The sequence below is a fragment of the bacterium genome (assembly GCA_016786595.1).
Classification (GTDB): domain Bacteria; phylum Bdellovibrionota_C; class UBA2361; order SZUA-149; family JAEUWB01; genus JAEUWB01.
The window spans coordinates 148,416-170,055 of the sequence record JAEUWB010000003.1; the positions used below are offsets into that span (position 1 = coordinate 148,416).

Annotated in this window: 22 protein-coding genes and 1 tRNA gene; 10 read left to right on the forward strand and 13 right to left on the reverse strand. The window is 43.4% G+C overall.

Translation table 11 applies throughout. The features are described 5' to 3' along the window. Nucleotides 1-15 precede the first annotated feature (15 nt). A complete protein-coding gene (locus JNK13_01160; protein MBL7661338.1) occupies nucleotides 16-579 on the forward strand; it encodes a type II secretion system protein in 564 nt (187 codons plus the stop codon). Between the two features lie 288 nt (nucleotides 580-867). On the opposite strand, the gene JNK13_01165 is transcribed toward JNK13_01160, so the two are convergent. Then, nucleotides 868-2,307, reverse strand: a complete 1,440-nt coding sequence (locus JNK13_01165; protein ID MBL7661339.1) for a glutamine synthetase — start codon at nucleotides 2,305-2,307, stop codon at nucleotides 868-870. Between the two features lie 258 nt (nucleotides 2,308-2,565). Here JNK13_01165 and JNK13_01170 point away from each other — a divergent pair, with 258 nt between their 5' ends. Beyond that, nucleotides 2,566-3,432, forward strand: coding sequence for a hypothetical protein (locus JNK13_01170; protein ID MBL7661340.1), 867 nt, complete (start codon nucleotides 2,566-2,568; stop codon nucleotides 3,430-3,432). Here JNK13_01170 and JNK13_01175 read toward each other — a convergent pair. From JNK13_01175 to JNK13_01190, 4 genes are read right to left on the reverse strand one after another with little or no spacing between them, the layout of a single operon-like run. Continuing rightward, the gene (locus JNK13_01175) at nucleotides 3,365-5,068 is read right to left on the reverse strand and encodes a hypothetical protein (GenBank protein MBL7661341.1); all 1,704 of its coding nucleotides are present in this window, start codon (nucleotides 5,066-5,068) and stop codon (nucleotides 3,365-3,367) included. The genes JNK13_01170 and JNK13_01175 overlap by 68 nt on opposite strands. Before the next feature lie 7 nt (nucleotides 5,069-5,075). Then, a complete protein-coding gene (locus JNK13_01180) occupies nucleotides 5,076-5,807 on the reverse strand; it encodes an ABC transporter ATP-binding protein (protein ID MBL7661342.1) in 732 nt (243 codons plus the stop codon). Then, nucleotides 5,804-6,478, reverse strand: a complete 675-nt coding sequence (locus tag JNK13_01185) for a hypothetical protein (protein MBL7661343.1) — start codon at nucleotides 6,476-6,478, stop codon at nucleotides 5,804-5,806. The genes JNK13_01180 and JNK13_01185 overlap by 4 nt, the downstream gene beginning before the upstream one ends. 12 nt (nucleotides 6,479-6,490) lie before the next feature. Further along, entirely contained in the window at nucleotides 6,491-6,682 is a 192-nt protein-coding gene (locus JNK13_01190) for a hypothetical protein (GenBank protein MBL7661344.1), read from the reverse strand. A 167-nt stretch (nucleotides 6,683-6,849) separates the two neighbouring features. On the opposite strand from JNK13_01190, the gene JNK13_01195 reads away from it, so the two are divergent. The 4 genes from JNK13_01195 (at nucleotide 6,850) to JNK13_01210 (ending at nucleotide 10,216) form a co-directional block, all read left to right on the forward strand. Continuing rightward, nucleotides 6,850-8,721 (forward strand): glycosyltransferase family 39 protein, encoded by a 1,872-nt coding sequence (locus tag JNK13_01195; GenBank protein MBL7661345.1) that lies wholly within the window; start codon nucleotides 6,850-6,852, stop codon nucleotides 8,719-8,721. 11 nt (nucleotides 8,722-8,732) lie between these two features. Next, nucleotides 8,733-9,341 carry a hypothetical protein gene (locus JNK13_01200; protein MBL7661346.1) on the forward strand — a complete coding sequence of 203 codons (609 nt, stop codon included), beginning with the start codon at nucleotides 8,733-8,735 and terminating at the stop codon, nucleotides 9,339-9,341. 81 nt (nucleotides 9,342-9,422) lie between these two features. Next, nucleotides 9,423-9,506, forward strand: a tRNA-Leu gene (locus JNK13_01205). Nucleotides 9,507-9,760: 254 nt separating this feature from the next. Then, nucleotides 9,761-10,216, forward strand: coding sequence for a hypothetical protein (locus JNK13_01210; protein MBL7661347.1), 456 nt, complete (start codon nucleotides 9,761-9,763; stop codon nucleotides 10,214-10,216). A 100-nt stretch (nucleotides 10,217-10,316) separates the two neighbouring features. Here JNK13_01210 and JNK13_01215 read toward each other — a convergent pair whose 3' ends face one another. From JNK13_01215 to JNK13_01230, 4 genes are all read right to left on the reverse strand, one after another. Further along, nucleotides 10,317-10,715 (reverse strand): hypothetical protein, encoded by a 399-nt coding sequence (locus JNK13_01215; GenBank protein MBL7661348.1) that lies wholly within the window; start codon nucleotides 10,713-10,715, stop codon nucleotides 10,317-10,319. 15 nt (nucleotides 10,716-10,730) lie between these two features. After that, the gene (locus JNK13_01220) at nucleotides 10,731-12,191 is read right to left on the reverse strand and encodes a hypothetical protein (GenBank protein MBL7661349.1); all 1,461 of its coding nucleotides are present in this window, start codon (nucleotides 12,189-12,191) and stop codon (nucleotides 10,731-10,733) included. 143 nt (nucleotides 12,192-12,334) lie between these two features. After that, nucleotides 12,335-13,084, reverse strand: a complete 750-nt coding sequence (locus tag JNK13_01225; GenBank protein MBL7661350.1) for a 1-acyl-sn-glycerol-3-phosphate acyltransferase — start codon at nucleotides 13,082-13,084, stop codon at nucleotides 12,335-12,337. Beyond that, nucleotides 13,084-13,650 carry a hypothetical protein gene (locus tag JNK13_01230; protein MBL7661351.1) on the reverse strand — a complete coding sequence of 189 codons (567 nt, stop codon included), beginning with the start codon at nucleotides 13,648-13,650 and terminating at the stop codon, nucleotides 13,084-13,086. The genes JNK13_01225 and JNK13_01230 overlap by 1 nt, the downstream gene beginning before the upstream one ends. A 27-nt stretch (nucleotides 13,651-13,677) precedes the next feature. Between JNK13_01230 and JNK13_01235 the strand changes: the two genes are divergently transcribed. Then, nucleotides 13,678-14,616: a DUF3108 domain-containing protein gene (locus JNK13_01235; protein MBL7661352.1), complete on the forward strand. Its 939-nt coding sequence runs from the start codon at nucleotides 13,678-13,680 to the stop codon at nucleotides 14,614-14,616. A 106-nt stretch (nucleotides 14,617-14,722) separates the two neighbouring features. Here the strand turns inward: JNK13_01235 and JNK13_01240 are convergent, their stop codons facing one another. Then, entirely contained in the window at nucleotides 14,723-16,807 is a 2,085-nt protein-coding gene (locus JNK13_01240) for an RNB domain-containing ribonuclease (GenBank protein ID MBL7661353.1), read from the reverse strand. Nucleotides 16,808-16,920: 113 nt separating this feature from the next. Next, entirely contained in the window at nucleotides 16,921-17,229 is a 309-nt protein-coding gene (locus JNK13_01245; protein MBL7661354.1) for a hypothetical protein, read from the reverse strand. 60 nt (nucleotides 17,230-17,289) lie between these two features. On the opposite strand from JNK13_01245, the gene queC reads away from it, so the two are divergent. Further along, a complete protein-coding gene (gene queC, locus JNK13_01250; protein ID MBL7661355.1) occupies nucleotides 17,290-17,946 on the forward strand; it encodes a 7-cyano-7-deazaguanine synthase QueC in 657 nt (218 codons plus the stop codon). A gap of 42 nt (nucleotides 17,947-17,988) precedes the next feature. After that, the gene (locus JNK13_01255) at nucleotides 17,989-18,585 is read left to right on the forward strand and encodes a 4Fe-4S cluster-binding domain-containing protein (GenBank protein MBL7661356.1); all 597 of its coding nucleotides are present in this window, start codon (nucleotides 17,989-17,991) and stop codon (nucleotides 18,583-18,585) included. Between the two features lie 141 nt (nucleotides 18,586-18,726). Here the strand turns inward: JNK13_01255 and JNK13_01260 are convergent, their stop codons facing one another. Then, the gene (locus JNK13_01260; GenBank protein ID MBL7661357.1) at nucleotides 18,727-19,815 is read right to left on the reverse strand and encodes an aminopeptidase; all 1,089 of its coding nucleotides are present in this window, start codon (nucleotides 19,813-19,815) and stop codon (nucleotides 18,727-18,729) included. Then, on the reverse strand, nucleotides 19,816-20,613 hold the full coding sequence (locus tag JNK13_01265; GenBank protein ID MBL7661358.1) for an SGNH/GDSL hydrolase family protein: 798 nt from the start codon (nucleotides 20,611-20,613) through the stop codon (nucleotides 19,816-19,818). A 155-nt stretch (nucleotides 20,614-20,768) separates the two neighbouring features. On the opposite strand from JNK13_01265, the gene JNK13_01270 reads away from it, so the two are divergent. After that, nucleotides 20,769-21,623, forward strand: a complete 855-nt coding sequence (locus JNK13_01270) for an MBL fold metallo-hydrolase (GenBank protein ID MBL7661359.1) — start codon at nucleotides 20,769-20,771, stop codon at nucleotides 21,621-21,623. The last annotated feature ends 17 nt before the right edge of the window (nucleotides 21,624-21,640 follow it).

The following is a 21,640-nucleotide window of genomic DNA, read 5'->3' on the forward strand; positions in this document are numbered from 1 at the left end:
GATATCTAAACTTTTATGAGTTCACAGACTTTATTGAGATTACATTCTGAGCGAGGATTCACATTGATTGAATTACTTGCCTGCATTACATGTATCGGGATTTTATCTGCGGTTGCAATGACAGAAATCGCGCAGTATCGAGTGAAAGTTTATGACAGAATTGCTTTTAACGAAGTGCGATCGTTAATGCTTGCCAATGAAGCTATCTATGCAGGGACTCAAGCGTACAATACAGTTACCTGCGGCGGGGCTGAATGCGAAACTACGCTATCTGGGTATAAGAAAACTAAATCTCTCGCGATCGGTTCAGGTGGAACTGATACAGCGCCAACAACTTACGCTGGAAAGGGCTATGTTTCTTATGCCTGCCATCCAAAAGGTAAAAAAGTTTACATTTTCGTTACCCTCGATTCACCTCCTGGGCTTGCTCCGATTGTCTGTGCAGGTTTACCGAACAATAAGATCACAGCTAAGACTGCAACGGCTGTTGGAGGTTGTCCTTCTGTAGCTAGCGATGATGCTCAAGCGCTCTTTATTAAGGCATACTTTAATGCAGCGTGCTTTGGTCTTGCGCTCTAGCTAGCCTTTCTTAAGGCAAGTTCCGCACTCTGCTTGCTTAGTTATTCACCAGTCATTGCGAACAAAGTCCGTTCGACTGCGCTCAGGACAAGTTCCGCAATCTGTTCACTTAATTATTAAATATCGGTTAACAGATTGCCGCAGTCGACCAAATGGCTTTGGTCTCCTTCGCAATGACTTAGGTCGCACACAGATTGCGATCTGCCGCAGAGCTTTCCTAGCTTATTAAGCTCCGGAGCAACCTCCCGTGCTGAAGAGATTCGCCAAGATTGGACAAATCAAACTTTCCTAGAAGCGTTTCCAGATATATTGGTTGGTGACCTCATGATGGAAAAGAATCTCTTCTGTTTTAATCATCGTGCCCAGCAATCTCGGGCAACGATCCGCTGAGGCAGCTTTCAACTCGTAGAACTTTTCATGCGAACCCTCTCCAAGCAATTCTTTCATGTATTCGCTGCCCTTAAAGTGGCGAATTGCATCATAGATATTATCTGGCAAGAAACGTGTGCGCGTGCGCCGCGAATCACTATCAAGTTGCTCAGTGATTGGCCCAGTTAATCCAGTTTTAAACAACGAGTAAATTGTCATGTAAGGATTAGCGTCAGGGGCAACGGTGCGGACCTCGACACGTGCTGACTTTTCATTTCCTAACGGAATGCGAATCATCGAAGTGCGGTCGACTGCAGAAGATTTAATTTGATTTGGGGCTTCATAATTTGGATCTAAGCGACGGTAAGCATTTACGCTTGGATTCATAATTAAGCATAGCTCGTTAGCGTTGTTGAGAATGCGGTCAACAAATTCCCAGGCAAAGGTTGAAATCCCTTCTTGGCCGTTTTTATCGTAAAACAAATTCTTGCCATCCCGTGAAAGCGACATATTCGTATGCATGCCACTACCGTTAATGCCAGCCATTGGTTTTGGTAAGAATGAAGCAGTCATTCCCAAATCGTTAGCAATTTGTCGAGCAAGTAATTTGTAGAGTTGAATTTGATCGGCCCCAAGCAGTGCATCGCAATACGAGTAGTTTAATTCGAACTGCGAAGGCGCGACCTCAGGGTGATCCTTTTCATTTTCAAAGCCAAGTGCACGTTGCGCTTCGGCAAAGCGGTCAATAAACACCTTGAGTCCATCTTTTGGTAGCGAATGGTAATATCCTCCGCTGGAGACGAATTCGAAGCCTTGACGCGAATTAAAGGTTTGCTCAGCATTGAGGCCCTGAAAGAGAAATCCTTCGATCTCGACAGCAACGTTAGCAACTGTCTTATCTTTTTTCCAAAGTTGTTCGGTAAAATTACGCAGCATGCCACGCATATCTGATGCATAGGATGAGCCGTCGCGATCGCGAATTAGACCAAACACAAGAACTTTGCCTGGGCCAAAAACATCAGAAGGTAAAAAGCGCGTTGACCCCCAGTCAATTTCTAGTCGTAAATCTGATTCACGCACAACGCTAAATCCACGAATTGATGAACCGTCAAACGTCAAGTTGTCATGCGACTTGGTCAGAAACTTTTTATCGTAGTCAAGCATGTGGAAACGACCTTCGAGGTCAGAAAAGCAAACTGTCACGGCCTTAAGTCCCTTTTCGTCTGTCATGAACTTCAAGGTATCTTCTTTAAGCTTGTCCTCGGGGGTGCGATTTAGGACACTCTTCTTTGCTTCAAGATTTACTTCTTCTAGCTCGTCGTAAGTCATTTCTAGAAAATTCTTGATTTTATAGGTCATATGCTCCTTTTATCACTTCTCGTGCTTTAGTGTTAAAATCTATAAAATTATTATAACTGTACTGAGATTTATAATAAAATTATATTTACAAATGCCTAATTTGTTGAAAATTATGCTAAGTACCTGGAATTTATAGATTTCACTCGTTGAGTGGCGGATTTCTAGAGAAAATCGCTAGGATGGAACGCTATTTTTTTAACAAAATTATAAGCTATAACCAGCGCCGAACTTTTATTGATAACTAAACCTGTATCCCTCATGTCAGCGCCGAATAAATTATTTATAATCTTGCAGTTTTGCTTAATTTTTTGCGGATGCTTTTCCACTAAAGTTTACCTTAAAGATCAATCCCTGGAAGGATATTTACCAATTTCCAATCAGACTTTAAACCAAATTGAATCGGTTTTAAAAACGCGCAGTGATAAAATTCAAGTCATTCGCGCAAAATATTCTGGTAGTGCAAAAGCTAGCGTGGGCACCCAATCTTTCACGCAAACTTTACTTTTCGCTAACGAAGAGGACTTAAGGACTGATTTTTTTGATCCAGCCCTAAATACTCTGTTTGCAGCTGTTGTAGTGCGTAAGGATACTATGACAGTGCTAAACCCGCGAGAACGCCTGGTTTATCTTGCCGACGAAGCGCCGACATCCGAACGTATGCGGGATTTGTTATTTATTCCACTCTCGACTAAGCAAGCAAGCTTTTGGCTCAGCGGTTATTTTTTCCCATTTGAATCGACGTTGATTAAGCAAAGTAGCGCTGCTAGCGACCCACAGACGCAACGCGACTTACTGCGCTATGATTTACAAGATGGCAGCGTATATTTGATTGATTTGTACGAGACGCGCCCAATTCGATTACGCTGGTTCTCCGGTGTAGATCAAGTCTTGAGTTTTGACTCGACCTTACAGTGGCAATCAGAGGGTAAGCTCTCCTGGGTTGAGATCGATCTTCCCGATCAAGACTTGCAAATCAAGCTCGATGTCGATCGCTTGAATTTTGCTAGTCAGCCGGGAAACCTTGAAGCCCCATTCAGGCTTTCAATCCCAGATAACTTTAATGTAAAGGCTCTTGAGCACCCACAAAGCCACCCTTACGAAGCAGGCTTAGGGATCCTTTTTTAAGAGCTTCACGAGTTAGTTTAATTGTCATCGAGGTGTAAACTAAAATTACACCGCCGAGAATCACTGGCCAAAATACACCAATTTGCAGTTGCGTTGATGGTACCGATCCCAGCCCAATAATGATCAGGGCAAAGGGGATGTGTGCGATCATTAAAATAAAGCTATGCACCATGAAAACTAGGCTGCCCATATTGGAGATTACTTGTGAGGGAGCTTCCCAGTCAAAACGCGCATAGTAGCAGCCTGTGCGTAGTGCATAGGCAACAAGTAGAATGCTTGTCGCAATATGTAGTCCAACATAAAGAATTAACCCGAGGGTGTTATAGGCCAGGTTAAAGCCTGAGATTAGCGCCATTAATATTGAAATCATGCCTGTCGCAGTTGCAAAGATTGCAAACTTGATTGTGACGTAATCTCCAACCCAAAGCGGGGCGGCGCGCAGCAGCGTAGGGTAGGAGCGCCCCTCTAAGCTGATTGTCGGGTAAACAAAGCGTCCGACGATTGCTCCAAGGACACAGCTATTTAAGATGTATGCCGAAATTAGTAATCCCGAAGACCACCAATCTGTTCCCGAAAGATCACTTGGTGGGCGTGCAGCAAGTTGCTTAAGATGCCCTAAGTAGAGAATGCCCAGCGAGACAAAAAGTATTAACTGCACAAGCTGGCTCATGTCGCGCGTGAGAGTATGCCACTCTTTTGATAGAATCGCGCGGTATTGAGCAGGTAGTAGATCGGCGAAAATGATAGTTGATTCATGGGCAGATTTTTCTTGCGTGGTTGATTGCGAGTGTCCTTGAAGAAACAAAAATTCATAAGCTAGGAAGGCAACAGCTGTAGCAGCCAGTGCACTTGAGAATAATAGTAAAAATTCGAGTTCAGGATTAGCGGCTGAACCTTGAGGCAGCAGTGGGGCGAGCAGGGCAGAAGTTGCCCATGCAGGAGGGAACCAGAACTCAAGATAGCTATTGCTCGTTAAATTATATTCGATGATTTGGCGAATTGAGCTAGTCGCTGAAGAGTGCAGACTGTTTGCACCACTGTGCAGATAAAGTAGCAAGATCGCAACGACTACAAAGGAAATGATGGTTAGTATTTGCCGCAAGCGCTCAGGGGGGCAAAGCGATACAAGTAACGTCGCCACGCAAGCTCCAAGCCCAGCAGGAATTGTGAATAAGAGAAACACAATTGCCAAACTTTGTAGTGTATAAACTGGAGAGAGGTTCAGGGCATCAGCTAGTGCAAGTAGTGCGGGGATGGAGAGTAACGCCATGACCCAGCTTGAATTAATCATACTGACAGTGAGTCGATTAAAAAATAATGCAGTTGGAGAAATTGGAGTGACTAGTAGTAATGATAGATCGGCAGATAAGTAGAGAAAATTTAAGGCACCAACGATATTGGAGAAGCATAATAAAACAAAAATTACAGATGTTAATGAAGAAATTAACCTGCGTAGTGGATAAATTAGATCTTGCCCATTGCCATTAATGCTACGGAGAGATTCAAGCGATGCAAAATATATGACAACGCTAATGCCCGCAATCGTTAGCAACAAAATGAGTGCGCGAGGCCATTCTTCGCTTTTCAGTCGATTCTTAAACGATAGTAGCGCCGGTCGAAAAGGTAAGAATAGCATGCTGGCTTTAACCTTCCGGACGTTCGATGATTTCCAGAAAAACCTGCTCTAGGTCGCGGTCCTCGGTGCGCGCTTCTTTGTACAAATCTTCAAGCGTTCCGTAAGCAATGATTCGCCCATTTTTAATTATCGCAAGTTTGTGTGCCAACTCCTCAGCAACGCTTAAGGAATGCGTTGACATAAAAACAGTTGTTCCTGCCTGAGTTAATTCGCGAAAAGTATCTTTGAGAAGTTTTGCTCCTGGAGGGTCAAGCCCGACCATCGGTTCGTCGACAACGAGTACTTGCGGATTGTGAATTCGTGCGGCGCACATCATTAAGCGTTGACGCATGCCATGTGAATAGCCATCAATTAGGTCGTGCTGGGCACGCTCTAATCCATAACGCTCAAGTAATTCACTGATACGCACGCGCGCTAATTTCGGGTCTACGCGATAAAGATCCGCCATGAATTGCAAAAATTCGCGACCTGTTAATTTACCATAGATATATGGCCGGTCGGGAACAACGCCCATAATACTCTTAGCTTCAATCGGATGAGTTTGAATATCATAGCCACCAATGCGAATTGTTCCAATTGTCGGTCGTAGAACTCCTGTCATCATGCGAATTGTTGTCGTTTTTCCAGCGCCGTTAGTTCCCAGAAAGGCAAAAAGATTACCACGCTCGACCGCGAGGGAAACGTTGTCTACCGCTAAAAATGAGCCATAACGCTTTGTCAATTGAGATAATTCAATCATAAAGCTTTACCTACTAATTCTGGGAAGGCACTTTCTAGTTTTAAGTTTTCTTGCTCTGGCGCATCGATCGCATTGCAGTAAATTTGATGATCGCGTCGCAGCACGAACATTTCTAGCCCTGGGAGTAATGAGCGGGTGTTGAGATATGTTTGAAAGTCTCTTGGAAAAGTTAGCTTATACTGATTCCCAGCAACTTCTTCGAGGCGCAGTGGCTGAGGAAACGGCAACTTAAATGTTTTTTCTAAGCCGCTATTTTTCATCGCCAATTCTAGGTAATCGTGAATACCATCATTTCGTGCTGTAATTGTTAACGTGCCCCACTTAATTTTTGCTTCGGCATGGGTGAGTTGATGGCTAACGTCGAAGGATGCTGCGAAATTAATATCTGCTGTGTGCGATCGATTGAAAGCTGAGACATTGAGTACTCCATCAAGCTCCCATGTAGAGATCTCGTCTTCCATAAAAGTACTTTCGATGATCCCAACACAAGAGTCTTCATCGTTTTTAACTCTTACGCCGAAGAGTTTCTTCCCATTCGTTAAAGCGGAAAAAATACTGTTATGTTGTCGATTGTGACGTTCGACAAGTCGATTTGTGCCAATTACAAAGGTTGGTACCCATGTAATAATCAAAAGCATGCTGATCATTCGTGGCAGTAATCTTGAAGACATTGCCGTGTAGTCCTAGTTACCTGATTTTTGCTGGGCACGGACCATTTTAGAAACGATATAGTGAGTGATACTTGCGATATCATCATCGCCAATTCTCGACTCCCGCGCAGCGTCAGCAATCGCGCAGATTAAATCGCCAATCGTTGTGTCCACATTAAGAATGACAGTTGGTGCAGTATGCTGCTCAGTAGAAATCGTTTTCATCGCTTAAAACCCCCTAAAAATCAGTGCATAAAACGTGAGATTATATATAATTAGATGCGTCCACTGGTGGCAGAGTTCATAAATTCTTGATCTGCCAAACACTATAAATTCACCAGGTATTTTAAGGTGCAATTACTAAATTTTAAGGCTAAAACTGTCGCAAATTAATGACTGACTCAAATTGCAACAATGTAAATCACTTACCCCGGCCGCTTGTTGGTCTGTTTGTGTTCTTGTTTGCATTGCTGCCGTGCGCCATTCAAGTGATCTACATTGCAAGCCCTGTCGAATACGTCCAGTCCGACATGAAGGGCTATATCGAACGAGCCTGGCGCCTCACTCAAGCTGACAATTTTGTTACATATGATGCATTCTATCCAGCTGGGACGACATATATCTTTTCCGCTATTTTTCAAGTTTTTAACTTTGTTACTGGCCTATCTGTCTTAACTTGGCTGCAGGTTGGCGCACTTGCACTTGCAGTGCTTTTTACATTTTTACTCGCGGAAGAATTATTTCAATGGCGCAGAGGCGCCCTCTGGGGAGCACTTTTCGCAAGCCTCTTTTATCCCTTCTTTGGGCAAGCAAGTTTTTTCATGTCCGAACCCCTGTTTATTGCAATGACACTTTTTGCAATGTGGTTTTTTCTTAAAATTAACCGTACTGAAGCTAGATTAGAACAAGTAATTCTTTTAGGACTGCTCTTAGGCTGGTCAATGCTGCTGCGCGGCCAAGGTATCTGCTTTGCCGCAACAATTACACTTTATGGTTGCTTTGGATTTAAACGCATTTTTAGAAACCCTCAATTGCTTTTGGCTTTTAGCGTTGCGCTTACTCTCCCTCTCTACGCCCAAGCTAAATTTAATCAGCATTTAACAAATACTGATGACCTCTTCTTGTCATCAAACGGAGCATTTAATGCATTCCTAGGTCAAAGCCGACTTGAAGCCTTGGGCGTACATAACCCCGGGGCAGGTTACTACTATGTTTTTCATAACAATAACGCCTTCTTTGACCAGGATTTATCTGCGCCACAAATGTTTAAGGCTTCTATTCATGATCGAGAATTTTTCATGAATCAAGTTGCAATCTTGTGGCAGCAGGACTTCAAGCGACAGATTGTAAGAAGCTTGCAAAGCGTGATTGAACTCTTCTCTCCCTACCCGGAATGGCCCTTACGCTTACTTGATGTGCCAGAGTATTACGAGAAGATTAGCCGCATTGTTTTTCTAGTGCTGATTATGATTCCAGTTCTATACACATTATTAACAACGATTAGCTTCGATCAAGAACGCTCACGCATAATATTTTTATTTTTACCTGTGGCTATGACTGTCGCTCTAATTTTCCTAACCATGGGACAGCCACGTTATCTAATTCCCTTCCAATATTTGTTGATTATCTTATCGATTCCCTGCCTGCGCGATAAATTTGCGAGGAAATTCTTAGTTGACCAAAGCCCTGTTAACCCTCGCGTTTTAACAGCAATTTCTCGCATAGTGCTGGTCACTTTGTTGCTGCTTTCTGCAACTACTGCCATTGCCATCTCTCGGGCATTGAAATCAACCTCAACCGCAAGAACATTAGATTTCAATCAATACTTTAAGGTCAGTGCCAATGAATTATTACGCTTCGAGTTTGGAATCGACACGCTAATCTCACCGGCAGAAGAAATAGATCATACTAGCATAAGGCTTAGCGGCTTTCGCAACGCTTGCTCTGGAAAAAGAAATGACCGGCAAATAGTGGATTGGTGTGTGTATACTAATTACTCTGGCACAATCGAAATATTTATTGCGAACAGCATCATCTCCCAAGTAAATGCAGTCGAAATCTACCTTTCAGATTATGATTCGAATTTAAGAACAACGCTAATTCGTAGCGGCAAGTTCAAGCAGGTTGCCGTCGTTCCACAGTCTGGGAGCTGGTATAGAATTAACATGCGCCCGGAAGTTAGAAAATCTGGCGTTATGAAAATCAACCTGCGTGAATTAACCGGCAGCGGCGTTAAACTTTCTGCGCTGAGATTACTCTCTTAAGTTTAATTATTATGCAAGACGTCGCAGCAGCGCAAATTTTAGCACGTCGCCAAGGTTGGTTTAAACGGTGCGCGCTCGCACTATTTTGTGCCGCACTCTGTGTTATTTTTTCTCAATTAAATACGATTGTCTATCGTCAACTTCAACCGCGTCGGGCCCATAGCTTAACACAAGCGCACTATCAGAATCCGCTCTATCAACAAGATCAAAAAATACTCAAACCACAGTATTGGGTTGAGCTTGGAAAAAATTCGACACTCGGCGAAGATCGCTTGCCAGCCCGCGGACATAAGATTTGGTTAGAAGGTTTTGAAATTGGCTCAGGCTGGAATCGCGCAGTTCCTTGGTATGTTTATGCGAATAATTCCGGAATGCTTCGTTTCGAGTTTCCCCCAGATCAAGTTCAAGCTGTGGGAGTTTTTATGACCGATGGCGACTCCTACTGGAGAATGGGCAGAATACGAAGCCAGGGTTTTAATGAACTTGCTCAAGGCTTACACGATGGACGCTGGTATTTCATTCCTTTAACAACTGAAGAACGCTCTAAGGGGGAAGTAAGAATTTATTTCGACCGCTACACCGGCTCAAATATCGCCCTCTCAGCCGCCGCCTTGTTTTAAAAGTAACGGCCAAGCGTGCTTCCTCTCAAGCTTTTTCTTTTTCTTGCTTTTTTTACAAAATCCATTATTTTCTGCGCTCCCGCCGGAGTGGTGAAATTGGTAGACGCGCTGGACTCAAAATCCAGTATCGGCAACGATGTGAGAGTTCGAGTCTCTCCTCCGGCACTTACTTACTTTTTCTTTCGCGAGAAAGAAAAAGTAAGCAAAAAGAAAGCGGTAAGCTTGCTTTTTGTACTTTTGACCGTCGTCCGTAAGGACGACAAGTCATAGGGTGCGAGAAAGAAGCAGTAAGCAAAAAGAAAGCGGTAAGCTTGCTTTTTGTACTTTTGACCGTCGTCCATAAGGACGACAAGTCATAGGGTGCGAGAAAAAAAAGTAAACTAAGCCTAGGTGATAATCTTCAGCAGAGTGTAAACTATATGCGACACCAACTCTTTATTGTTTTCTTTTTTATGATCGCCACGAGTGCTTGTGATATTTATTACGGCGTAAGTCGACATACAATCATCGAACAACCTACTTCTTATGAATGCGTGCTCAGCGCGATCCGTGCCGTGTCTGGAATTGTCGAGGCTGAACTTAGAACTGTGGAAGGTGGCCGAAGATTAACTCTAACAGGTCTACAGAAGCCTAAACTTTTACACTATTTCATTTATAAAACTGATAGCTTTCAACATTCGCTTTTAATCGCTGAGGAATTCGATGGTACCTTAGAGTATCGTCACGGATATCAGCAGATCAATAAAAAGCCATCTCAAGTTGAAGTTGACAACGCGATGAACGTTATCAAAGCTATCGATGCTTCAGTAGAAAAGCGTTGTGGGATAAAAGCATTGTCAAACCTAACTAATGTTTGCAATGGAGTTAAATGCTAATGCATTGCTACGGCCATTAAGATAAAGAAGGCAGATAAGTCCTCGTCATTTGGAGCTTATAAGTAAGGCCTACATAAAATCTACTTCATAAACGATGCTTTCAGAAGCATTTCCTAGTGATTTTATCTTTGAGATCTTCAAGAATGGCATTAACTTTTTTATGCCGAACTTTATCGTTGGAAAGTTCGTTCCAACCAGTCATGAAAATTAATTTTTTCTGACCGTTAAGATCTCGTTTAATTCCAGCCCAAATATTCATCGGCTGACCACTAAATATGATATCTTGATTTCTCCTATAAACCAGATGATAGGCTTGTCCATTATGATCTGGTTGATAAGAGTGATATTCTAGCGACGGATCAGTTTTTAAATATGTTGCCAGACATTGCTCCGAAAATTTGAGATCTAAAGGGCGACTTTCAACTATTTCTCGATGCATCCGATCGCAGGAGCTCAATCCTAGGAACACACAGACCACGATGATTTTGTAAATATTCATAAAGTATCTACTATATTAAAATGGCTTTGGTGAACTGCTTTTCGGCCCAGTTTCCATAAAATTTGAATCGCCATGCCAGAATCCTTGATTCAGATTAGCCAATAGCCCACCTAAAATATTTGCTGGTAGATACAATGGACCAAATAGCTCTCCTTGGAAAGTGTGCTGTATCTCGTGTTGCGCATAAGTGACGCCAGGTTGAGCCTCAATAGTTTTACTAGGCCAAGCATTGGTATCATATATTGTAGTATTCCCAAGAGTGATCGCACCCTCATCAAACATAAACGGATGATTCTCAAATTGAATTGCGTTATTATCAAAAGTAACATTTGCCCCAAAAGGCACTCCCAACATCCCCCAGAGCGTTCCAATCACTGTATTTGGTAAATTCCAAACCTTGCCGGCAAGGTCCTTGACGAAATCTAGGCCCTTACCGAGTGTGCCACCAATCGCCTTACCAAATTTCGTGTCAGCAAGGAGATTTAATCCACTCGAAATTAAATCCCCCAGAGCGACCTTTCCATTGTCAATTACGCTGCCTAGTAATGAAATTCCTTCACGCGCAAGATTCTTAATGATTCCGCCGCCCGGGATAAAACTAGCTGCGGTTGATAATAAATCACCAAGCTTTGCCTTGCCTGTAGCAATAGCGGTGGCGCCGACTTGAAGGGCCTTTGCTCCCGCTGCAACTAAAGTTCCTGCTCCAGGAATGAATGAGGCAATTGTCGAGATTCCGCCTAGAACTTTGGAAATTGTTGGTAAGTGTTTCTGAATAAAGCCTCTAAATCCACCATGTAACTTTTGATGCTGAGACACAACATAACCTGAAGCTTGGTCGAGCTGCATGGTATATAGATTGCGCCCATCTTTAATTTTGTAGCCAGCCGCAGGGTCAGTCATAAAGCCGGTCATTGCAGCTTCGTGTTTACCTAAGAACTCGCTGGCCCATTCCTGCATCGTTGCTTTGCGATCCATTTCATTCAAAGCCCGGGCGGGGGTGTTTTCTACGGGAGTACCGGTCAATAGAGTGAATTCAGCAAGTTTGCGATTTTGTTCGTCTGTGAGGTGATCGTTCTTTAAACGCATAAAACCATTTTTACTAAACGCTAAATACCCATCAGTGGCATTTCCCATTCCGCCGTTTAACTTACGTGCCGCCTCAATCTGCTCACGCCAGGCAGGTGTAAAAATATTAGCAACCCCAGCTTGGCGGAGTTCTCCCGCAATTGGCGGGGTCGGGACATAAGCTTTAATGTACACCTTCTCTGCTTCTTTCGCGTTCGGTGCACCGAGTAAACCCGCTGGAATTTGGTTGTGTTGAGTCACAGGCACAGGGCGGGTTAATGCCTGGTATTGCGTAATGGAATTCGTGCTTGAAGGCGTAGTTGTGCCAACTGTAGCTGGTTTAGTAGTTGCTTGCGTTTGTGGCGCAAGTCCCCAAAATGTAAATTTATTTAAATTTGTGCCCTGAATCATATGTGATCTCCGCAAGTTAGCTATGATTTGTAATTAATATTTAGAAAAGTAGAGGTTACAACTATATATTCGGCCGGTTTGATGCCGTTGTTGCGTCTAGGCACAGAAAATTTGCACCATATCCTGCAATGTTATTGCGAATGTTATCGTGTGTGCATGAATTGACTTGCAATAGTTCTTTCAATTTGCCCGGCAAAGTCTTCGGGACTTTGGCCTTCTTTGCGGGTAGATGCTTGAGCAATACTAATTCTTACTACTTGGTTGCTTAAAAGCGGAAGACCACGATGAGCAACAATCCTCCAGCACCCGTCGATTGTTACTGGCACTACTTCAATCTCAGGTAAGGTGCGTAGTAGCGTCACTAAGCCAGCCTGCTTAAAAGGCTTTAGCACCCCGTCTTTGGCGCGAGTGCCCTCAGGGAAAATTACTAGTCCAAAGTGATCTTGCTGAAGTTGTTTGCTAAAGCGAATCATTTCTTTCACGGCGCTTGACCCATCGGCGCGATCAATTACTAAATTTCTTCCGTGTTTAAGATTAAATGAAACGCTAGGGATATTTCTACTGAGTTCTTTTTTAGCAATAAACGAACAATCAAGTGGAGCAAGAATGTGCGCGATGATTGAAATATCAAAAAGCGATTGATGGTTTGCAACGATTAGATACGAACGATGTGCTTCAAGCTTTGCTTGGTGATTAACCTCGATTTTAGTTCGAATGATCCGCAGCGAGTAAAAAAGGCAGAGATTGAGTAACTTGACGCATCTCAAATGTGCTGTTTTCCCAAGACAGTAAAGTGCGATACGTTGCAGGAGATCGAACAAAACTAAAATCGTAAGGAAGATTACGAAATAAATTGGTGTAAGGAGCCAATCAATTATACGTGAACTAGGCATTAGGATTGACTTTGCCTTAAACGGGTTCGCTGCTGCCAGGCTTGAATAAGTGCAGCCAGTGGAGACGAAAGCGGAGTAATTAATTCCAAGATTTGCTTTGATTCTTCGAGCAGGAGTGTGGGTAATTCTTGTTTGCTAGAACGATGAGATTGTCGTGCGCGATCGAGAAATAGTGCGGCATTAATGATTAATGCTTCAGGGAGTTTAATTGCGGTTGCTGGCAATTGGCTCGCTTGGGCAATTGCGGCAGCGTCGCTTAATCTTTGTGGTAACTTGTCAACGCTGTCTAAATTAGGAATACAGGCAAGCATGCCGGCGCAGATTGATTGCAGATCGCTGATATCTACTGTGTTGATTAAAATTAAACTAATGCGTGCTGGTCGAGGATTGAATGACACCCCTGGGTCGCGTGAAAAATCAGGTTCCACTGCTCCGTGATTCAGAATTGCTGTTTGGTAGGCAGTCTTAAGTAATTCCAGTTCTTGGGGACTATATTTCTGAAGCCGTCTGAACACGCCGTCTAAATGCGGAGAACTTTGTGCCAGGATTTCTGAGATTTGTTCCACAACTGTTCCTTATGTTAAAGGTGCTAGGTGCTAAAATCTAGATTAATTACATTTTTTATTCCTTCTTTGCTAGTCTTTGTTCTAGTTTGCTCAGCCTTAGCGGAATATATTCACCCTTCAACTTTGGAAGTTAACGTCCCGCATCATCAAGTCGAAATTCCCTCATTTGAAGCTGCTACCTACGTATATAAAATAAAATGGCAGGGAATTACTGTTGCGAATGCTGAAATTATTACGACGCGTGGTGAATTTAAATCCAACTTAGAGTCAACAGTAGCCCGGGTGCTAAATCGCGTCAGAATATACGTTGAAACCAATGGAGCGATAGATATTTTTTACAAACTTCGTCACTACTCTGAAAACATTTTTACCAATGAGACATATCTCCCGAGTTGTTATTTTTCCTGGCAGAAGGAAAATTCTCGGGAACGCATGCGCTTCATTCATTTTAAGCCTGAGGGTATGGTGCATACAAGTGTATGGAAAAATGAAAAGTTAGACTTGGCGATGGATTTTCCTAAAGGCAAGGAAATGCTTGATCCTGTTACTGGAGCGATGTTCGCTAGAGCGCTTAAATTTGATACAGGCGAGGTCAAAGATTTTGATATTTGGAGTGGAAAACATCGTTTCATTATTTCTTTCGAGATTGGCGAGAAGGAAATGCTCAAAACAAAATTTGGAGAAATTGAGGCCTATAAAGTTATTCCTAATATCCGTCGCCTCACGGATACGGAACCTGAAAAGCGTCTCACCAGTGCGGCACTGTGGATTTCTGCTGATAACTCAAGGCGAATTTTAAGGCTAGAAACTAAAGTCTGGGTGGGCAGGGTTGTGGCCGAACTTGTGGAAATCCGTAGCCCAAACAACCTGCTTTCTGGAGAAGATCAACAAACAATTCAAGAACAACTCTCGGAAATCATTCCCAAAGATCAATTTCCTCAAGAATTAACGACCGCTTGCCGATAACATAGCTAGGGCGAGGCTACAGCCGTAAGCGTGCACTCACCTTGGTTCTTTTTGGTTTTATTTGGTTTACCGGCTGTAGCTTTCACTCTCTAGTTTTTCTAAAAGATTAAATCTTCTTTTCCTTCGTACGTAAAATGTCTTTGCGCGGATTAATATCCTCAAAAACAAGAGTTACGACTTCACCCAGTTTTTTACTGGATGGCTTGCCCCGCACAAAATCTACCGGCTCAAATGGAATAATCGTGCAAATTTGATCAAGCTCTGCAAGTGGGCGCACACCGTCGGTACGCACCACCGTAGCTTGAATTTCTCGAATTCTTTCTTGCCGCAAATATTGGAGCAGCCAGTAACGATTGCTTTCGCGTTGAATGGAGTTTGCTTCGTCAAGGGCCGGTGTGGCGCGTTCGATGAAGGTCATTAAGTCATTGGGACTATATAATGGATCAGACTTTTCTATTAAATTGCGCAGCTGTGTTTGGCCAATCAAGTCAAGAAAACGGCGAATTGGGGACGTTAGCTGGGTGTATGCCTTCAGACCTAAGCCGGCATGGGGCAATGCTTGAGTTGTTACGGTTGATCGCTTCAGTAAAGTTTTTCGCTGAAACTCACGTGCCGGACCTTCGGGGATATCTAATCCCCACTGACTAAGTGGAGTGTCAGGCTTTTCTTGACTACGGAATAAAAATGGCAAGGCTTTTTCCTCAGCATAGAGCGCAGCAGTTTCGTTTGTCAGAATCATAAACTCACTGACGAGTGACTTGCTGGGGCTATCTGTGCTTTGCGATTCGAGTACTACTCGCCCAGACTCGTCGAGTGTTGGCTGCAACTCTTTAGGGTCAAAATCGAAAGCACCTTGCGCAATTCTTCTTTCATAGAGCTTCTCACTAAGCTGCCAGAGAGTTGTTAATGTTTCAGTAAGTTCAGGACTTGCTTGCTCTTCTCCGTAGATTATTTTGTCGGCAAAGTCGTATGTAAGGCGTTGGGTTACTTCGATCAGCTCAAGGTTAATTTGGCGATCAATGATTGCTCCCGCTGCATCGAAACTGACGTAAAAACTCATCACGGGGCGGCTTTGACCCTGCACTAAGCTGAGTGCATCCTCAGAAAGTGACCGCGGTAGCATAGGCACGTGGATATCTGGACAATAGACGGAGGTAGCGCGCTTCAGGGCTTCGTTAAAGAGCGGGGAGTCTTGTTCGATCAGCGCACTGACATCAGCGATATGAATTCCAACGGTAGTCTGCTCAGCTCCTGCTTGGATTGTTAAGGCATCGTCAATGTCGCGGGTTGTTTCTGCGTCGATTGTAACCGAGAAAGCCTTTACTTTTGCGCGATTTGGTTGAGATTTTGTCTTTAATTCGCTGACCGCATTTTCAACTGCTGATGTAAAGCGTGGAGAACGTTGATAGCGGATCAGTGATAAATTCTCATGCTTGGTAAAGTGCTTTGCTGCTACTAAAATTTCAAATGCCTGGTCTTCAATGCGCTGGGGTAGATTTAAGTGAACTTCGCTGGCGATTTGCTCGACAATTTCGGCCGCAAGCTTACCTTCCTTTCCCGAAATGCCGCTTGCTGCGAGAGATTCAAGAATTGAAACCATTTCAGGGATTGTCGCAGAGTCACCTTTGATGCGCGCAATTAATGCTTGGACTAATTCGTAGCGTAGCTTAGCCTGCGCTTGCTCCTCAGCAAGCTTAATACGCAATTCTTCGACAATCTCTGGACTGCGTGGCTCAAATCCAAACTTAGTGCGCTTAAAATATACTTTGTCAATAATCAGCGCACGTCGTGTGACCAGTCGTTTTTCTAGAGTGTCATTGCTAAACAATAATTCTGTTAGGGACTTGATGCTATACTCTTGCTGCTCGCCTTGGACGAGCTCCCAGAGTTGATTGAGATCTAAGTTTTCAGCCTCCTGATCTGCTTTTTTGCTTAGCGACGCTAAGTATTGCTGTTTCTCATTTGAAGACTCCAAGCCAATTTTAACTTTTCCAGGATAAAGATAAAGCCTGTCAGGAGTTAATTCAATCTCTCTACCGCGGTCATTCAGTAAAACCCATTTGCCCTTTTTCTCTTGTAGGGCAGCTGCCAGAATTGGTTCACCATTATTTTCGTATTCAACGATTGCGCCAGAGTCGATGCGTGAACTATCAACTGTATGACTTGGATGTGGAGTAATTTTAGGGCGCATCTCGAATTCCGTGCAAAGCAGATGTCATTACACAGAAATGAGTGATGATCAATGATTATTGCTGAGCATTACTCATTTAGAGTAATGCAGAATTACTTAGTAACTAGAACGCCCTAGTGAGTTTTAAATGGATCAGGCAGCGCGGAAATAGCCTCGTCGGTAGTTTTGAAGATATCTTGCACTGGAATTACACGTTCGTCAGTTTTGCGCGTTGCTTTTTCTGTAGCACGAAGCATTTCATGCACCCTAAAAACACCGCTCTTTGTCGGTTCGCTGAAATCGGCAGCGACAATTTCGCGGCGTTTTCTAGGCTCCCCTTGAGCTACATATGGTGCAGCTTTGTTGTTGCCGCGCACAAAAACATAAATCCCAGTAATTAAAAGTAAGGAAAATAGTGCAATATCAGCTAATCCGATGCCCATGACTCTTTACATCCTTTATCATCTATAAGAAGATCGCTTAAGAGAATATCGGATCAAAAGATGAAAATATTGAGTATTTTTTCAGGGGGATTAGATTCAACTGCATTAATTGCTGTTTTGGCGGCGGCAGGCCATCAGCTTCGATCTATTTCGATCAATTATGGACAGCGTCACAGGCGTGAAATTGACCATGCAGTACAGGTTGCCGCACGACTACATATCCCGCACGAGATTGTTGACCTTTCGAATTTGGGAGCGATCTTAACTGGCTCATCTCAAACTGATACAGCACTTGACGTACCCTCTGGACATTATACCGATCAATCAATGCGTATTACGGTTGTGCCGAACCGCAATATGATTTTCTTAGCAGTTGCAACTGGCCGTGCTTTAAGTCTGGGGTTTGAAGCGGTGGCTTTTGGAGCGCATCGCGGAGATCATGCAATTTACCCTGATTGTAGGGCTGAATTTGTAGCAGCGATGCAGAACGCTTTGCAGTGCTGTGATTATTCGTCAATTAAATTAATCACGCCGTTTTTAAATTACTCTAAAGCAGAAATTGTCCAAGCTGGTGCAGCAGCGGGTGCCCCGTTTGAACTGACTTATTCTTGTTACCGCGGTGGGGAAAAACATTGCGGCACATGTGGAACATGTGTGGAACGCAAAGAGGCGTTTGCACTTGCTAATGTTGCTGACCCGACGAATTATCAGAGTTAAGGGATTAGTTAGCGATTAAGTCTAAGTTTATGTCTAAGTAAGATGAAAACATATACAATCAATGAAATATTTTATTCTCTGCAGGGCGAAGGCGTTAGAGTTGGCACGCCAAATATCTTTATCCGGTTTTCTGGCTGTAACGAGACTTGTGCCATAGAAACTCATGGTTTTGACTGTGACACGGAATTTGTCAGTGGAAGAAAGCTTGCGCTCGATGAAATTCTTGTCGAACTTGCTGCGTGTGGGCAGGGATGCAAGGCAGTTATTTTAACAGGTGGTGAGCCGAGTTTGCAGGTCGATGCTGAGTTAGTAAGTGCCCTAAAATCTGCAGGATATTTTTTGGCAGTTGAGACTAATGGCAGTAAGGAGCTCCCGGCGGGCATTGATTGGATTTGCGTGAGTCCAAAGTCAGCGGAACATACACTCAGGCAATTAACTGCGAATGAAGTCAAATATGTGCGCGCTTATGGGCAGGGAATTCCTAAATCGAGTGTACAGGCAGATTACAAATTAATTTCTCCAGCATTTCAAGGCACAACGCTCGACCCCAAGACGCTTGCCTGGTGTATTAAGCTTGTTGAAGAAAATCCGCAGTGGAGACTATCTGTTCAGCAACACAAGTTTTGGCGGATTAGATAGTTTTGAGTAGGGCACGCTCGCATAGACTATTTTAGCGTTGCGTAATTTAGACTAGGGGTGAAATTGCACATGTGTAATTTCACCCCTAGTCTAAATTACGCAATTTTCAGATAGATAAGTCTATGCCGGCCTTAACCTTACTTAAGGATTTAATTTAGCATTCAATAAACTATAAGGGTCGACTTGCTCGCTGTCGGCAAGTCTAGCTAGTTTTTCAAGCTCTGCAATAAATTGTGCTAAGTCGTAAGTGGTATTCTGACTTTTTCTTGCGGTAACATAGTCATGAAATTTCTGATAATCTTTTAAATAAATTTCATAGGCAATAATTGCAGCGTTATTTAAGACCAGAGGATTTTTTAGCTTTTCTCCCATGACCAAAATGTGAATTTCATCCCAGTTTCGCACTGCCGCTTCTAAGATTTCCTGCTTTCGCAGTTCTTGATCTCTTGCTGCAATATTTTCTTGGAAAAGCGTAATCAACTGAGTTTTTGTTGTCTGAATAAATTCCGAGAATTTCTTTTCGCGGGCAATTCTTTTTTCGGCAATTGCGGCATTCACTAGATCGCCACGAGCTTTAAAAAATTCATAAGCCCCAAGCCCACCAATCACATTTGCCATGGTTTCGTTGAAAAAAACATTATCTTTCACCCAAATCGTATTGTGGACGATTTCGTGAATGACAGTGTCGACCAGGGCCACTTCATCAGCTGCAAGAGTTGTTGAGAGTAGTGGATCATCAAACCACCCCAGCGTGCTAAAAGCCGCGCTTGATCTTAGAAACGTATCATAATTTTTTGCGGCAAGTACTTTTGCTGCATTTATCCCAGCTGTCTTAGAAAAATAACCACGATAGGGCATGCTGCCTACGATTGGAAACCACCAGGTATAAGGCTCAAAAGAAAATTTTGGTGTAGCACTTAAAACCCAAACTAATACATCGCGCTGAATGTCGTAGTACTCGGTAAAACTTCCTCGCGGCTTAAGACCAAGCGCTGCAGCAAAGCTTCGCGCCTGCTGAACCAGCTCTAGCTTGGCTTTTGTTTTTTGGTTAGCTGTCTTTTCAATCACTTTAGTGATTGGTTTTTTGCCCAAAAGAATACGGCTTTCTTCATAGCCAGCACGCATGACGAAAAATGGAGAGCAGCCAGAAGTCACTCCTAGGCAAACTAAGATTAACGAGCGTAAGAGAAGTTGCCGAATCTGCAAATGCGCTAAGGAAGCTAAAGTCATCTAGCCTTCGACTGTGGGCAAAGTCTTTACGCTGCCTTCCGGCAAACGCAAGGCTTTTTCCAGTTTAGTGGCGTTTCCTTCAGCTAATAAATCAATACCCAAATAGGTGGCACTCACAACCTCGCCCATAATATCGTAACCGAGGCTATTTGGATGAATTCCATCAGTGTCGATTAGATTGCATTGATCAATTTCTGGACAGGAATTTCTAAAAGCTTGATTAACTTCAGCAAGGGGCACAGCGTTGACTGCTGCTAAACTTCGAAGAATCTCATTGTAGCGTTTAATTGCACCATTATTGGCAACAACACGTCCGCAGCAGGCTGGAGGTGCGGTAACTAATACTGGAATTGCTCCAAGTCCACGGGTGTAATTAATCAGCATCTGCACACTGCGCTGATAGACTGCAGAAGAAATCGAAAAGAATGCGTCATTTGTTCCTTCTCCAATCGTTACTAGATCTGGATTCACGCCGGGAATTGTTTGAATATATCTACGCACACCTTCGGTCGTTAATTTTTCGCCGGGGTCACCTAAATTTGTAACTCCGACTGCGAAATACTGTTCTAAACGTAAGGGATAACCGCGCTCAGGGCCGACTTCATCGCCAATACCAAAAGTAATACTATCTCCAAAGGCAGCTAGTTCAAGGACGCCATTACGGTTACTGTCCTCGACGACTGCGTCTTTTAATGATCCAGGATCAACTCCTGGGATTAAAGCAGGATCAATCGCCCAGGTTTTAGAAACAAATGTTACGAAAAAAAGAATCGATAAAACATGACGTAGCGTAAACACAATTTTAGTCTCCTGGCTGCATCTTAGCCTAGCATAGGCCATTTTTCGGTCAAGATTTGACTGCCCGAGCAAGAAAAGTCAGGCAACTAGGGCAGATCTTTTCTTCCGCAGAAGAACTACGCATAATTCTTCAAATCCACCGTGGGGCTAAATCAATGAGCGTAGCTTTTGGATATAAAATTTCTCAACTCGTTGCCGAAGAATTTTGGCTTGACGGCGGCGCGATGTTTGGGTCAGTGCCAAAAACCTTGTGGAGCAAGCTCATTACGGTCGATGACCAGAACCGTATCCAACTCTGCACCCGCTTATTACTGCTTGAGTCTAGCGCAAGCTCTAACCCTCGTCGCGCGCTAATTGATGTTGGTTGTGGTGATAAATGGAGCGACAAAGAACGGGCAATCTTTAAAATTCATTCAAAGCTTAAAGCTGATCTTGAAGAAGTTGTTGGAAATCCAACAGACATTATCTTAACTCATCTACACTTTGATCATGCCGGAGGAATTACCAAACGGCTAGAAGACGGGACTACTAAGCGACGTTTTCTCCACCAAAGAGTTTTTGTTTCCGAGAAAAATTTTAAACATGCATGTGCACCTGGTCCACGTGAGCGGGCGAGCTATCTGCAGGAAAATATTGAGCCCTTGCTTCAGGGTCCACTTGAGTTTTGTGTTGATGGCAAAGAAGTTTTACCCAACGTTTTTGTGTTCCAATCAAATGGCCATACTCCAGGATTGCAGTGGGTGCGGGTTGGGTATGGCAAAGGATCGATTGCTTTTCCTGCCGATTTAATTCCGACTTCAAGACATCTACAAATCCCTTATGTCATGGGCTATGACTTGTGCGCTCAGTCTACGATGGATGAGAAAGCTCAATTTTTAAATCAGGCAGTTGAAGAGGAGTGGGTGATTGTGTTTGAACATGACCCTGATGTTGCCGCAGCGATTATTCACCGTGACGAGAAGGGGCGCTTTGCAATTAAAGAGCGTGTTGATTTGCCAACAATAACTTAATAACTTAAACTTTAAGG

Coding starts and splice junctions, on each gene's coding strand:
- JNK13_01160 (MBL7661338.1), top strand. CDS start 16: ATGAGTTCACAGACTTTATTGAGATTACATTCTGAGCGAGGATTCACA.
- JNK13_01165 (MBL7661339.1), bottom strand. CDS start 2,307: ATGACCTATAAAATCAAGAATTTTCTAGAAATGACTTACGACGAGCTA.
- JNK13_01170 (MBL7661340.1), top strand. CDS start 2,566: ATGTCAGCGCCGAATAAATTATTTATAATCTTGCAGTTTTGCTTAATT.
- JNK13_01175 (MBL7661341.1), bottom strand. CDS start 5,068: ATGCTATTCTTACCTTTTCGACCGGCGCTACTATCGTTTAAGAATCGA.
- JNK13_01180 (MBL7661342.1), bottom strand. CDS start 5,807: ATGATTGAATTATCTCAATTGACAAAGCGTTATGGCTCATTTTTAGCG.
- JNK13_01185 (MBL7661343.1), bottom strand. CDS start 6,478: ATGTCTTCAAGATTACTGCCACGAATGATCAGCATGCTTTTGATTATT.
- JNK13_01190 (MBL7661344.1), bottom strand. CDS start 6,682: ATGAAAACGATTTCTACTGAGCAGCATACTGCACCAACTGTCATTCTT.
- JNK13_01195 (MBL7661345.1), top strand. CDS start 6,850: ATGACTGACTCAAATTGCAACAATGTAAATCACTTACCCCGGCCGCTT.
- JNK13_01200 (MBL7661346.1), top strand. CDS start 8,733: ATGCAAGACGTCGCAGCAGCGCAAATTTTAGCACGTCGCCAAGGTTGG.
- JNK13_01210 (MBL7661347.1), top strand. CDS start 9,761: ATGCGACACCAACTCTTTATTGTTTTCTTTTTTATGATCGCCACGAGT.
- JNK13_01215 (MBL7661348.1), bottom strand. CDS start 10,715: ATGAATATTTACAAAATCATCGTGGTCTGTGTGTTCCTAGGATTGAGC.
- JNK13_01220 (MBL7661349.1), bottom strand. CDS start 12,191: ATGATTCAGGGCACAAATTTAAATAAATTTACATTTTGGGGACTTGCG.
- JNK13_01225 (MBL7661350.1), bottom strand. CDS start 13,084: ATGCCTAGTTCACGTATAATTGATTGGCTCCTTACACCAATTTATTTC.
- JNK13_01240 (MBL7661353.1), bottom strand. CDS start 16,807: ATGCGCCCTAAAATTACTCCACATCCAAGTCATACAGTTGATAGTTCA.
- JNK13_01245 (MBL7661354.1), bottom strand. CDS start 17,229: ATGGGCATCGGATTAGCTGATATTGCACTATTTTCCTTACTTTTAATT.
- queC (MBL7661355.1), top strand. CDS start 17,290: ATGAAAATATTGAGTATTTTTTCAGGGGGATTAGATTCAACTGCATTA.
- JNK13_01255 (MBL7661356.1), top strand. CDS start 17,989: ATGAAAACATATACAATCAATGAAATATTTTATTCTCTGCAGGGCGAA.
- JNK13_01260 (MBL7661357.1), bottom strand. CDS start 19,815: ATGACTTTAGCTTCCTTAGCGCATTTGCAGATTCGGCAACTTCTCTTA.
- JNK13_01270 (MBL7661359.1), top strand. CDS start 20,769: ATGAGCGTAGCTTTTGGATATAAAATTTCTCAACTCGTTGCCGAAGAA.